Annotated in this window: 14 protein-coding genes and 1 riboswitch; of the genes, 6 read left to right on the forward strand and 8 right to left on the reverse strand. The window is 67.9% G+C overall.

Annotated features, from left to right (window positions below):
• The first annotated feature begins 49 nt into the window (after positions 1–49).
• Positions 50–169: riboswitch (TPP riboswitch) on the forward strand.
• The 3 genes from thiC to ACGFIF_RS11060 all read left to right on the forward strand — a co-directional run bounded on the left by thiC (position 160) and on the right by ACGFIF_RS11060 (position 3168).
• Positions 160–1785, forward strand: coding sequence for a phosphomethylpyrimidine synthase ThiC (gene thiC / locus ACGFIF_RS11050; protein WP_393153964.1), 1626 nt, complete (start codon positions 160–162; stop codon positions 1783–1785). (Overlaps the previous riboswitch by 10 nt.)
• A gap of 274 nt (positions 1786–2059) precedes the next feature.
• A complete protein-coding gene (locus ACGFIF_RS11055; RefSeq protein WP_393153966.1) occupies positions 2060–2617 on the forward strand; it encodes a transposase in 558 nt (185 codons plus the stop codon).
• Complete coding sequence (locus ACGFIF_RS11060) at positions 2614–3168, forward strand: hypothetical protein (RefSeq protein WP_393153969.1); 555 nt, start codon at positions 2614–2616, stop codon at positions 3166–3168. Before ACGFIF_RS11055 ends, ACGFIF_RS11060 begins: the two co-directional genes overlap by 4 nt.
• Here the strand turns inward: ACGFIF_RS11060 and ACGFIF_RS11065 are convergent.
• The 3 genes from ACGFIF_RS11065 to ACGFIF_RS11075 all read right to left on the reverse strand — a co-directional run bounded on the left by ACGFIF_RS11065 (position 3165) and on the right by ACGFIF_RS11075 (position 5297).
• Entirely contained in the window at positions 3165–3827 is a 663-nt protein-coding gene (locus ACGFIF_RS11065; RefSeq protein ID WP_393153971.1) for an RDD family protein, read from the reverse strand. The two genes, ACGFIF_RS11060 and ACGFIF_RS11065, sit on opposite strands and share 4 nt — an antisense overlap.
• A gap of 27 nt (positions 3828–3854) precedes the next feature.
• On the reverse strand, positions 3855–4487 hold the full coding sequence (locus ACGFIF_RS11070; RefSeq protein WP_393153974.1) for an RDD family protein: 633 nt from the start codon (positions 4485–4487) through the stop codon (positions 3855–3857).
• 117 nt (positions 4488–4604) lie between these two features.
• Positions 4605–5297 (reverse strand): RDD family protein, encoded by a 693-nt coding sequence (locus tag ACGFIF_RS11075; RefSeq protein WP_393153976.1) that lies wholly within the window; start codon positions 5295–5297, stop codon positions 4605–4607.
• 105 nt (positions 5298–5402) lie between these two features.
• Between ACGFIF_RS11075 and ACGFIF_RS11080 the strand changes: the two genes are divergently transcribed.
• Positions 5403–5843, forward strand: coding sequence for a DUF2752 domain-containing protein (locus ACGFIF_RS11080; RefSeq protein WP_393153978.1), 441 nt, complete (start codon positions 5403–5405; stop codon positions 5841–5843).
• 46 nt (positions 5844–5889) lie between these two features.
• Here the strand turns inward: ACGFIF_RS11080 and ACGFIF_RS11085 are convergent, their stop codons facing one another.
• The gene (locus ACGFIF_RS11085; protein WP_393153980.1) at positions 5890–6666 is read right to left on the reverse strand and encodes a hypothetical protein; all 777 of its coding nucleotides are present in this window, start codon (positions 6664–6666) and stop codon (positions 5890–5892) included.
• 104 nt (positions 6667–6770) lie between these two features.
• On the opposite strand from ACGFIF_RS11085, the gene ACGFIF_RS11090 reads away from it, so the two are divergent.
• Positions 6771–7328, forward strand: coding sequence for a hypothetical protein (locus tag ACGFIF_RS11090; RefSeq protein WP_393153982.1), 558 nt, complete (start codon positions 6771–6773; stop codon positions 7326–7328).
• Between the two features lie 71 nt (positions 7329–7399).
• Here the strand turns inward: ACGFIF_RS11090 and pstB are convergent, their stop codons facing one another.
• The 4 genes from pstB to pstS form a co-directional block, all read right to left on the reverse strand.
• Positions 7400–8176, reverse strand: a complete 777-nt coding sequence (pstB, locus tag ACGFIF_RS11095; RefSeq protein WP_393153984.1) for a phosphate ABC transporter ATP-binding protein PstB — start codon at positions 8174–8176, stop codon at positions 7400–7402.
• A gap of 22 nt (positions 8177–8198) precedes the next feature.
• Positions 8199–9119 (reverse strand): phosphate ABC transporter permease PstA, encoded by a 921-nt coding sequence (pstA, locus tag ACGFIF_RS11100; RefSeq protein WP_393153986.1) that lies wholly within the window; start codon positions 9117–9119, stop codon positions 8199–8201.
• Positions 9116–10285, reverse strand: coding sequence for a phosphate ABC transporter permease subunit PstC (pstC, locus tag ACGFIF_RS11105; RefSeq protein ID WP_393153988.1), 1170 nt, complete (start codon positions 10283–10285; stop codon positions 9116–9118). Before pstC ends, pstA begins: the two co-directional genes overlap by 4 nt.
• 119 nt (positions 10286–10404) lie before the next feature.
• Positions 10405–11532, reverse strand: a complete 1128-nt coding sequence (gene pstS / locus ACGFIF_RS11110; protein ID WP_393153990.1) for a phosphate ABC transporter substrate-binding protein PstS — start codon at positions 11530–11532, stop codon at positions 10405–10407.
• Positions 11533–11831: 299 nt separating this feature from the next.
• Here pstS and ACGFIF_RS11115 point away from each other — a divergent pair, with 299 nt between their 5' ends.
• Positions 11832–12431: a hypothetical protein gene (locus ACGFIF_RS11115; protein ID WP_393153992.1), complete on the forward strand. Its 600-nt coding sequence runs from the start codon at positions 11832–11834 to the stop codon at positions 12429–12431.
• The last annotated feature ends 8 nt before the right edge of the window (positions 12432–12439 follow it).

Genomic DNA, 12439 nt, shown 5'->3' on the forward strand with positions numbered 1-12439 from the left:
CCGACGCTACCGGGCCGGTCAAGACGGCAGGTTAAGGTGACCGTTGACAATTGGAGATCGCGGGAGCTCGCACCGTAGCGGGCTGAGAGGGCGGCTGGGTGAACCGGCGCCGCCGACCGCCGAACCTGTCCGGGTAATTCCGGCGTAGGGAGCAGCATTGTGACAACCATCGGCAATTCTGTCCGTCCGTCTGTCACCACCGGCCCGATCTCGGGCTCGGAGAAGATCTATCGCGGTGAGCTGGGTGTCCCGGCCCGCCGGGTCCACCTCACCAACGGCGAGCACTTCGACCTGTACGACACCTCCGGTCCGTACACCGACGCGTCCGCGACCATCGACGTCCAGGCTGGTCTGCCGGCGCTGCGGCGGGACTGGATCGCCGGTCGCGAGCCGTCGACCCAGCTCGCGCACGCGCGAGCCGGGACCATCACCGAGGAGATGAGGTACGTCGCCGTCCGCGAGGGCGTCGACCCGGAGTTCGTCCGGGCCGAGGTGGCCCGCGGCCGGGCGGTGATCCCGGCGAACCGGCGGCACCCCGAGTCCGAGCCGATGATCATCGGGAAGAAGTTCCTGGTGAAGGTGAACGCGAACATCGGCAACTCGGCCGTCACCAGCTCGGTCGAGGAAGAGGTCGAGAAGCTGGTCTGGGCGACCCGGTGGGGCGCGGACACGGTGATGGACCTGTCCACCGGCAAGAACATCCACGAGACCCGCGAGTGGATCCTGCGGAACTCACCGGTGCCGATCGGGACGGTGCCGCTGTATCAGGCACTGGAGAAGGTGAAGGGCGATCCGGCCGCGCTGTCGTGGGAGGTCTACGGCGACACGGTGATCGAGCAGTGCGAGCAGGGCGTGGACTACATGACCGTGCACGCCGGCGTACTGCTGCGGTACGTCCCGCTGACCGCGCAACGGATCACCGGGATCGTGTCGCGCGGCGGTTCGATCATGGCCGCGTGGTGCCTGGCACATCACCAGGAGTCCTTCCTCTACACGCATTTCGCCGAGCTCTGCGAGATCCTGCGGTCGTACGACGTGACGTTCTCGCTGGGCGACGGGCTCCGGCCGGGATGTATCGCGGACGCCAACGACGCTGCGCAGTTCGCCGAGCTGCGGACCCTCGGTGAGCTGACCAGGATCGCCTGGGAGCACGACGTCCAGGTGATGATCGAGGGGCCGGGACACGTGCCGATGCACAAGATCGCCGAGAACGTCCGGCTCGAGGAGGAGCTGTGCGGTGAGGCGCCGTTCTACACCTTGGGGCCGTTGGCAACTGATGTGGCGCCGGCCTACGACCACATCACCAGCGCGATCGGCGCGGCCCAGATCGGCTGGCTGGGTACGGCGATGCTCTGCTATGTCACGCCCAAGGAACACCTCGGTCTGCCGGACCGCGACGACGTGAAGACCGGTGTGATCACCTACAAGATCGCTGCCCACGCGGCCGATCTGGCCAAGGGACACCCCGGGGCGCAGGACTGGGACGACACGTTGTCCAAGGCAAGGTTCGAGTTCCGCTGGGAGGACCAGTTCAACCTCTCGCTGGACCCGGACACCGCACGGTCCTTCCATGACCAGACGCTGCCGGCCGAGCCGGCCAAGACCGCCCACTTCTGCTCGATGTGCGGTCCGAAGTTCTGCTCGATGCGGATCACTGCCGACATCCGCGCCTACGCCGAGGAGAAGGGCCTGACCTCGACCGAGGCCATCGAGGCCGGTTTCGCGGAGATGTCCGACACCTTCAAGGCGCACGACAAGAAGCTGTACCTGCCGCTGGCCGACTGAGTCGCTTCGGACCCGGAGTACGCCGTACTCCGGGCCCGAACCGTGCTGACGCGCAGTGAAGTCGCGGGGCGAGTCGAGATGCCGAGGGCCCGGGACTGAGCGGAGAATGAGGAGATCGGCGGGCCTGCGGGGCGATCACTGAGAGTGATCGGGTGAACCGATTCAGGTTTTTTCCTTCACTCTACGTGAATAAGACTGTAGCCTTAATGCGTTGGGAAGGAGGTGCAGGGCGGTGGTCTTCGTTCTCACGGTAGATCAACGGGGCAGCCGAAGCATGACCGATCTCGTACCCGAGCTACTGAACACCCTGAACCGACGGCCGCGGCGGACCGGGTTGCTCCGGAAGTTCGAGCGGACGGCCGGCGACGAGGTGCAGGGCGTGCTCTCGGAGGCTCGCGCCACCATCGACGTGATCGTGGAGCTGCTGCGCTCGGACACGTGGTATGTCGGGCTCGGCATCGGCGACGTCGCCCAGCCCTTGCCGCGCAGTACCAGGGCAGGCAGCGGCGACGCGTTCGTGCACGCGCGGGAAGCGGTGAACCGGGCCAAGTCGAGCCCGCACCACGTCAACGTGGTCGGGACCGATGCCCGCGTCGCCGAGCAGGTGGAGACGGTGCTGTGGCTGATGGCGTCGGTGCTGCGGCGCCGGAGTGAGCGCGGCTGGGCCGTGGCCGACCTGTTGGCCGAAGGACTCACCAGGCGGGAGATCGGCGTGAAGCTGGGGATCAGCCAGTCGGCGGTGACGCAACGGGCCCAGGCGGCCGGCTTCGTCGAGGAGCAACGTGGACGGGTGCTGGCAGCCGAGTTGCTGGGCGCCGGGGCCGCGGCGTGACGGCTCTGATCCTGTCGCTGACCGCGGCAGCCCTGGTCCTCGCCGTACTGGCCTGGGTGCCGAAGGCCGGCTCCACAGTGCAGATCGTGCTCAGCGGCGTGATGCTGGTCTGCCTGGTGGCAGTCGGCCTCTTGCTGCTGGCAGGCGACGGTGTGGAGGGCTGGGTCGAGCGCTGGTGGAACGTACTGCTCCTACTGGCCGGAGGCCTCGCCGTCACCGGTGGCGGCCCGCTGACGACGTCTGTGCTGGCTCTGGTCGACCGGGGCAACACCAGAGCCCAATCGACGCAGAAAGCCGGTGAGGTACTGCGTGGAGGCGCGCTGATCGGCTCACTCGAGCGCGGCGCCATCTACGCCGCTCTGGTGGCGGGCTGGCCGGAGGGCCTCGCGATCGTGCTGGCCATCAAGGGACTGGCCCGCTACCCCGAGCTGCGCAGCCCCGACCAGCCGGCCTCCGTCACCCCGCAGGCCGTCGCCGAACGCTTCATCATCGGCACCTTCACCAGCGTGCTCTGGTCCGTCACCTGCGCCGGCTTCCTGCTGTCGCGCTAGTTCGACCTGATCACGTACGTCGACATCACCTTGTCGTGCCAGGTCTGCTTCTGGTCGTCCCACAGCGGCCACAGCAGGTTCAGGAAGCAGGCGTTGTTGAAGAGCCCGGCCAGGAACTCGCGGAGGAACGCCTTGCCGGCGCCCACCGGCTGGAAGTAGGTGGAGTCGACCAGCCGCAGGTTCAGCACGCTCTTGCCGACGCTCTGCCCGGTCTTGCCCTGGCGGAAGACCCGGTTCCACAGGCCCAGCCCCAGGCTGACGGCGAGGCTGAGGAGGAAGACGAGGATCGCCCAGATCTCCGGATCGTCGTCGGGGTAGGTGTTGTCGGCGCGGGACGCGATGTTCGCGATGAAGATGCCGTACCCGATCAGGATCGGGATCGAACTGATCAACGAGTCGATCAGGAACGCGCCGGCGCGCGGACCCCATTCGGCGAGCGGGGCGGCCGGGGCTCCGTAGCCGTAGCCACCTTGCTGACCATAGGCTGGCTGGCCGTACTGCGGCTGCCCATAGTGCGGTTGCCCGTATTGGGGCTGCCCGTATTGGGGCTGGCCGTACTGGGGCTGGCCGTACTGAGGTTGGCCGTACTGAGGTTGGCCGTACTGCGGCTGCTGTCCGTACTGGGGCCGGCCGTCGGGCGGCGGTGTCGGAGTACTCACATCGATTCCATCTCTTGGAGTGTCACGTCAGAGGCGGATGACCACGTCGTTGACGACCTTGTCGTGCCAGGTCTGCTGCTTCTCGTCCCACAATGGCCAGAGCACGTTGAGAGTACAGATGTTGTTGAACAGGACCGAGCAGAACTCGCGGCCCAGGGTCGAGCCGATACCGATCAGCTGACCGGTCTCCGCGTGCACGATCTTCAGGCCGGTGACCTTCTTGCCGAAGGACTGCCCGGTGCGGCCCTGCTGGATGACCCGGTTCCACACCCAGACCAGGAACGCGACGAAGAACCCGCCCAGCATGGCGAGCGCGCCACCAGTCCCCAATTCCTGCTGGTCGCCGTCGATGACCAGCGACAGCACCAATCCGGTGACGGTGGGGACGAACTGGAGCAGCGAGTCGAGCAGTGAGGCGCCCACCCGGATCGGCCAGCCGGCCAGTTGCCCGGGTGGTGCGTACCCGTACCCGTAGCCCGGGCCGTAACCGCCTTGTCCGTAAGGGTTGCACCCCTGCTGGTGGTACTGACCGCCTGGCTGCCCCGGCGGGTATCCACCCGGCTGCCCTGGCGGGTACGCGCCGTACCCCGGTTGTCCTGGTGGGTATTGAGCCGGCCGGTCCTTGGGCCGGCTCTGCTCGCCGTACGGCGGGGTGCTCACGTGTGGGGTCCTTTCTGGGCGCTCCGGATCCGCAGGGACGAGTATCGCGGACCGGCCCGGAATGCCGGACGCCGCGGCCCCAAGAGGCCACGGCGTCCGGTGCTGCGCGGTGCTACGTCAGAGCTTGATGACGTAGGTGTTGTTGATCTTGTCCGCGAACGTCTGCTTCTTCTCGTCCCACAGCGGCCACAGGTAGCCGATGTAGCAGGCGGCGCTGTCCAGGATGTGGGTCAGCTGGCGCAGGAACGTCTTGCCCGGGCCGAGCGGCTGACCAGTGTTCGCGTCCACCAGCTTCAGGCCGAGGACCTGCTTGCCGACCGTCTGACCGGTGTTGCCCTGGCGGATCACGATGTTCCAGATCGCCAGGCCGATGCCGATCAGGTAGAAGATCAGCGCGATGATGGCCAGGTTCTCGTTCGCCGCCAGCGCGGCGCCGATGCCGTACGGCACACCCACGATCAGACCGTCGATCAGCGCACCGCCGACACGGTTCGGCCAGGCGGCCAGGTTGCCGGGGATCGCGCCGAAGCCCGGCTGCCCGTACTGCTGCGGGTAGCCCGGCTGGCCGTACTGGCCCGCCTGCTGCCCGTACTGACCGGGCTGCTGGGGCTGCTGACCGTACTGGGCGGGCTGCTGCTGGCCGTACTGCGCCGGCTGCCCGTAGCCCGGCTGCTGCTGAGCGCCGTACCCGGGCTGCTGCCCGTACTGGGCCGGCTGCGGCGCAGGCTGTCCGTACTGACCGGGCTGGCCGTACTGACCCTGCTGGGGGTCCTGCGGGCCGTAACCCGGCGGTGGCGTCGGAGAGCTCACGACGATCCCTTCTACTGTTGCTGGTTGAGGAGTGAGTTGCAGGCTAGTGGTCGGACGGCTCAGTTCCGGCTACGGATCCCACGTGATGAGAGTTACCGTTGTCCGGTGAGCCTTTCGCTGAGCGTCGTACTGCGGCCGACCGGCCCGGTCCAGCCTGTGGACAGACGGGTGCTGGGTCTGGCTGCCACCGGCGTCGGCGGATTCGGTCTCGCGGCCGTCTACCAGCTGTCCGGCGGGCGGATCGGGATTCCTTGCCTCCTGCACGCAACCACGGGTCTGAACTGCCCACTGTGCGGATCGACCCGGATGGCGGCCGCGCTGCTCCAGGGCGATCTGAACGCCGCCTGGCACTTCAACCCGGTGGTGCTCGTCCTCGGCCCGCTCATCGGTGTTGCCGTCGGCTACCAACTGCTTGCCTGGTCGCTCGAATCCTTGCGGCTGATCCGGCTGCCCCGGCTGCGGATGAGCCCGCGCGCGGTCGACTGGACGGTCAAGGGCCTGATCGCCCTGCTCCTGGTGTACGGCGTCGCCCGCAACCTGATCTGAGCCGTCGCCGGGCGGTGGTCCGGCCCGGCGACGGTGTCGTCTCAGCTCAGTAGTTGATCCAGCCGAGCCCGTAGGACGCGACGCCGAGCACCAGGGCGACGATGCCGCCGATCCAGGCGACCTTGGCCAGGGTGTCCGACCGGTTCTGCTCGCGGAACTTGCTCTGGGCAATCAGTCCCAGAGCGATCGCGGCCGGGCTGCAGCAGAACCAGCAGACGATGCCGATGATGGCCAGCGTCTGCGGGGTGTTGTTCTGCTGGACCCCGCCGCCGTAGGCGTACCCGCCGGGCTGGCCCGGGTACTGGCCGTAGGCGCCGGGCTGCTGGGCGTAAGAACCCGGGTACTGGCCTGGCTGCTGCTGACCGTAATCCGGCTGTTGTTGCCCATAGCCCGGTTGCCCGTACTGACCAGGCTGGCCCGGGTACGCGCCCGGCTGCTGCTGCCCGTACTGACCGGGCTGCTGGCCATAACCAGGCTGCTGCTGCCCGTAGCCAGGCTGCTGGCCGTACTGGCCCGGCTGGCCGTAGGCACCAGGCTGCTGCCCGTACTGACCGGGTTGGCCAGGCTGCTGACCGTACGGGTCTGGCTGCTGACCGTATGGGTCGGCTTGCTGGCCATATGGGTCCTGCTGCTGACCGTACTGGCTCGGCTGGTCGTCGTCGGACTGACCAGGCGCGCCGGGTGCTTCGCCGTACTGGCTGGGCTGCTCGGGCTGGTACGGCTGCTCGCCGTACTGGGTCGGCTCTTCTCCCGGGGTCTCAGGGGCGTCCTGCGGCCTGTCAGGGTCGTTCGGGTCGTCGCCGGGAGGCGTCGGAGTGCTCACCGCGGTCCCTTCTGAGAACGTCGAGGATCCTCGCAGGCTATCTTTTCCACAGGTGCCTGGTCACGCGTCCACACCGGATCCCTTGAACACTTAAAGTTGGCCGGGTGACTCAACCCCCTCAGCCTCCGCCGCCCGATCGCCGTCCCGACGATCCTTCGCCGGAGACCCGCCACCTACCGGTGCAGTACGAGCCGCCCACGCCGACGTTCGAGGCGGCGCCCGCCCCGCAGCACGGCCGGCCTCCGGGTCCGTACCAGCCGCCGGTCGGTGGGCCGTACCAGCCCGCGCAATCGCTGCCCCTGCAGGCATTGCCGACCGGGCCGGTGCTGGTGACCGTCGGCGACATCTCGGTCGAGCAGTTCCGGATCGTCACCCCGGCCGGCGTGCTGCCGACCCAGGGCACGAACTGGTCGGCGATGGACATGTCGCGGACCGAGGAGAAGATCCCCGCCTGGGCGATCATCCTGGCCATCGTCTTCGCGCTCGCCTGCCTGCTCGGTCTGCTCTTCCTGCTCTGCAAGGAGCGCAAGACCACCGGCTTCGTCCAGGTCACGGTGCAGAACGGCAACCGCACCCACAACACCCACGTCGGCGTGGCGTCACCGCGCGAGGTCGCTGACACCCTTGCCCGGGTCAACTTCGCCCGAACTCTCTGTGTCTGAACGCATCCTCAAGCAGATCGGCCGCCGCGAGCACACTGCTCGCGGCGGCCGAAGCTTGTCGGTACGACGGATCAGCCGAAGCGGCCGGTGATGTAGTCCTCGGTCGCCTTCTCGTTCGGGTTCGAGAAGATCTGCTTGGTCGGACCCATCTCGATCAGCCGGCCGGGCTTGCCGGTCGCGGCCAGGTTGAAGAACGCGGTCTGGTCCGACACCCGGGCCGCCTGCTGCATGTTGTGCGTGACGATCACCACGGTGAACTTGTCCTTCAGCTTCTCGATCAGGTCCTCGATCGCCAGCGTGGAGATCGGGTCGAGGGCCGAACACGGCTCGTCCATCAGGATCACCTCGGGCTCGACCGCGATCGCCCGGGCGATGCACAGCCGCTGCTGCTGACCGCCGGACAGACCCGCGCCGGGCTTGTCCAGCCGGTCCTTCACCTCGGTCCAGAGGTTGGCGCCCTTGAGCGACCTCTCGACCACCTCGGTGAGCTTCTTGCGGTCCTTGACGCCGTTCAGCTTCAGTCCGGACGCGACGTTGTCGAAGATCGACATGGTCGGGAACGGGTTCGGCCGCTGGAACACCATGCCGACCACCCGGCGGACCGCCACCGGGTCGATCCCGGTCGCGTACAGGTCCTGCTGGTCCAGCATGACCTTGCCCTCGACCCGGGCGCCGGGGATCACCTCGTGCATCCGGTTCAGGGTGCGCAGGTAGGTGGACTTGCCGCAGCCGGACGGACCGATGAACGCGGTGACCGAGCGGGGCTCGATCGTCATCGACACGTCCTCGACGGCCTTGAAATCGCCGTAGTAGACGTTGAGGCCGCTGACCTCGATGCGCTTCGCCATATCGACTCAGAACCTCTCGTGACTATTTCGACTTGATGGTGCTGAACCGGGCGACGAGCCGGGCCAGCAGATTGAGTGCCAGGACAAGCAGGATCAGCGTGAGTGCCGCCGCCCAGACCCGGTCCGCGGCCGGCTCCAGGGCCAGCTCGGTCCGGTCCTGGTTGATCATCGTCGGCAGTGCGCCCATGAACCCGTCGAACGGGTTCAGGTTGATGTTCTTGGAGTAGCCGACCAGGATCAGCAGCGGCGCGGTCTCACCCATCACGCGGGCCAGGCCGAGCATCACGCCGGTGACGATGCCGCCGAACGCGGTCGGCACGACCACCTTCAGGATCGTCTTCCACTTCGGCACCCCGAGCGCGTACGACGCTTCGCGCAACTCGTCCGGTACCAGCTTCAGCATCTCCTCGGTGGAGCGCAGTACGACGGGCAGCATCAGCAGCACCAGCGACAGCGAGACGGCGAACCCGACCCGGTTGAAGCCGAACACGGTGATCCAGACCGCGTAGATGAACAGCGCGGCGACGATCGACGGAACGCCGGTGAGGATGTCGATCATGAAGCTGACCACCCGGGCGGCCTTGGTGCCCTTGCCGTACTCGACCAGGTAGATCGCACCCATGATGGCGATCGGGACCGCGATCGCGGCGGTGATCAGCGCCATGATCAGCGTGCCCATGATCGCGTGGTAGGCGCCGCCGCCCTCGCGCCGGACGGTGATCCCGCGCTGCGACTGGCTCCACCAGTCCGCGCTCAGCAGCAGGCTGTAGCCCTTGCTGACCACGGTCCACAGGATCCACAGCAGTGGGATCAGCGCGACCACGAAGGCGAGCACGATCAGCACGGTGGCGAGAGTGTTCTTGAACGCCCGGGCGCCCGACTTGCCGGTCAGGTCCAGGGTCTGGCCGTCGTACGCCGGCTTGTTCGCGGCGATCGTGGTCACGATGAGGCTCCTTCGGTCGCGGCCGATGCTCCGGCGCGGCGGTTGCGGCGCGGGCGCTTCCCGCCCGGGCCGCTGCGGGCGACGATGATCCGGGCCGCGGAGTTGACCAGGAACGTCACCACGAACAGCACCAGACCGGCCGCGATGTAGGCGCCGGTCTTCTCCGGCGAGTCGAACTCGGCGGCGTTGTTGGCGATCTTCGACGCGAACGTCTCGCCACCGGCGAAGATCGACGAGTTCCACGGGTCGTTGCCGTTCGGCACGGACAGGATGATCAGCACCGCGACGGTCTCACCGAGCGCCCGGCCCAGGCCGAGCATCGAGGCGCTCACCACACCGGACCGCCCGTACGGCAGCACGGCCATCCGGATCATCTCCCACTTGGTCGCGCCGAGGGCCAGAGCGCCCTCACGATGCTCGATCGGGGTCTGCGCGAAGATCTCCCGGCTGATCGCGGTGACCACCGGCAGGATCATGATCGCGAGTACCACCGACGCGGTGAACACCACGCCGACGTTGTCGCCGGGCGGCTTCTCGAACACCGGGAGCCAGCCGAGCGCGGAGGCGAGGCCGTCGATCACCGGGCGCAGGATCGGCGCGAAGAACAGGATTCCCCACAGGCCGTAGATGATCGACGGCACCGCGGCGAGCAAGTCGATCGCGTGTGCCACCGGTGCGGCCAGCCGCTTCGGCGCGTAGTACGTGGTGAACAACGCGACCCCGACCGCGATCGGGACCGCGATCAGCATCGCGATGATCGAGCTGACCACGGTGGTGTAGAACAGCGCGGCGATACCGAACCGGGGGTCGGTGCCGCCGGGCTCCCAGATCCGGGAGAACAGGAAGCTGCTCTTGTTGTCGGCCAGGGACGGGATCGCCAGCGCCAGCAGGAAGATGCCGACGAAGGCGACGATGGCGACCACCAGGCCGCCGGAGCCGCGGGCCAGGCCGGCGAACAACCGGTCGCCGAGGTGACCGACCGGGCCGAGCTCGAGCTTCGGTCCGGTCTGCGTCAGGGTCTGTGCCGTGGTGCCTGCACCGTCCGCGGCCACCTGGTCCGCGGTCGGGGTGCCGGCGGTGGCCTGCGCCGCTGCCTCGGCCGCTGCCTCGTCGGAGGCCGGGCCGGTCGGCCGGTCGGGCGGGGCCGTGCCGTCTGGACTACTCATCGATGGTGCTCCAAGCGCCTGGGTCGTGGGCTTTGACTGCTGCGGGTCCGACGAGGCGAAGCCCCGGCCGCCTCCGATGACTCGGACCGGCCGGGGCTCGCATCAGTGCCGTTTCGTCGTCAGCTGATCGACTGGATCGCGGCGTCGACCTTGGTCCGGATCTCGTCCGGGAGCGGCGCGTAGTTCAGCTCGGTCAGCGAGGACTGGCCCTCGGTGCTGGAGAAGTAGCTCAGGAAGCTCTTGACCAGCGCGGTCTTCTCGGCCGGCAGGCCCTTGCTGCAGGCGATCTCGTAGGTGACCAGGATGATCGGGTAGGCACCCGCCTCCTTGGTCGCGTAGTCCAGCTTCATCGACAGGTCGCTGCCGGTACCGGCCGGCTTCGCGGCGGCCAGCGCCTTACCGGCGGTCTCGGCGGTCAGCTCGACCGGGGTGCCCGAGCCGTTGTCGATCTGCGCGACACCGAGCTTGTTGTCGACGGCGTACGACCACTCGACGTAGGTGATCGAGTTCTTGGTGCTCTTCACGCCCTCGGCGACACCCGCGGACTTCTCCTTGCCGGCGCCGGTGCCGGTCCACTTCTTGGCCGGCTTACCGGTCCAGGCGCCACCGCCGGCGGCGGCCAGGTACTTGGTGAAGTTCTCGGTGGTGCCGGACTCGTCGGACCGGAAGAACACCGAGATCGGGGCGGACGGCAGCGTCACACCCGGGTTGAGCTTGGCGATCTCCGGCGCGTTCCAGGTCTTCACGGCGCCCTGGAAGATCTTCGCGGCGGTCGCGCCGTCCAGGATCAGCTTGTCCAGGTCGTCGACGTTGTAGGCGATCGCGACCGGGCCGATCACCATCGGCAGGTTCAGCGCGGCGTTGTTCTGGCAGCGCTTGGCCGCGGCCGCGGCCTCGGAGTCGCCGTCGGACGCCTCGGTCTTCAGCGCCGAGTCCGATCCGGCGAAGTCGACCTGGGCCGCGGTGAACTGCTTGATACCCGCACCGGAACCGGTCGGGTTGTAGTTCACCGTGACGTCGGCGCACTTCTCGTTGTACTTGGCGATGACTTCCTCGATGGCGTTCTTCTGCGCCGAGGAGCCCTCTGCGTTCAGGGTGCCCTGCGGGCAGTCGGCGCCGGCCGACGACGAACCCTCCGGGCTCGAGGAACCGGACGGCTCCGGGTCACTGCCACAGGCGCTCAGAGCGAGAACGCCGAGGGATGCCACGGCGACGGTGCCGACGCGGAGCAGGCGATTGACGGACACGAGAGTGTTGCCCTTCTGCGGGAATCAGACTTCTGAACTTCCACCGACGGTAGGGAGACGAGGTGACCGACCGGTCCGTCGCCGGTGAACGAGCGGTGAACGATTCCAATAGCGTCGGCGACGCTTGGCGTGCCGCCAGGCGGCCAGCAGGTGAACTGAGTAAGGAGTCGTGACTCTGCGTCGATGCAAACGACTGTTGGCTCACGCTTCGGTGACGCTCAGCTGTCTCCCTCGCCAGGGGGACGGCGGTCATTCGCGCGGGGGAAGCGATCGACGGCCGGCACGACAAGAGTTGGTGCGTGAAGACATCGACAGCCCACGCGGCAGGCTACGTCACAGTCGCCGCGATGGTGCCGTACCTCTCGATCAAGACCGCCTGGCTTCTCGGCAGCGACATCGGCGTCGTTCAGCCCGGCCTGATGCGTACTGCGCCCTTCGTCGTCGGCAACCTGATCACCGCCGCGATGGAGGTTGCCGGCGCCGCGCTGGCGTTGGCGCTCGTTCACCGATGGGGGCGACGACTGCCCGTCTGGCTGGTGTTGTTCCCGCTGTGGGTCGCCGGCGGCCTGCTCGCGCCAGTGATGCTCGCGGCCCCGCTCGGCTTCCTCGCCGGGAACAGCACCACACCGGTGGCAGACAACCCCATCGACGGTCTGCACGGTTGGGTGTACGGCGTCGTTTACGCGGGCTTCATCCTGCAGGGCGCCGGGCTGGGGGTTGCGTTCATCCTGCATGTCCGCGCCCGCTGGGCGCACGTCTTCCGCGCCCGCCTCGACGCCAAGGATTCACCAGGCTCGATCCACATCAGGGTGACTGCTGTACTCGGAGCGCTTGTCGCGCTGGTTGTCACGGTCCGATTGTTCTGGGCCTTCGGCGGGACCTACCGGGCTGGTCACTGAGGTGCGGG

The sequence above is a fragment of the Kribbella sp. NPDC049174 genome (assembly GCF_043197365.1).
GTDB lineage: Bacteria > Actinomycetota > Actinomycetes > Propionibacteriales > Kribbellaceae > Kribbella.

What these genes read in the sequence shown, in the direction of transcription:
- pstC (WP_393153988.1), bottom strand. Translation starts at nt 10,285, where the DNA reads ATGAGTAGTCCAGACGGCACGGCCCCGCCCGACCGGCCGACCGGCCCG.
- pstB (WP_393153984.1), bottom strand. Translation starts at nt 8,176, where the DNA reads ATGGCGAAGCGCATCGAGGTCAGCGGCCTCAACGTCTACTACGGCGAT.
- ACGFIF_RS11055 (WP_393153966.1), top strand. Translation starts at nt 2,060, where the DNA reads ATGACCGATCTCGTACCCGAGCTACTGAACACCCTGAACCGACGGCCG.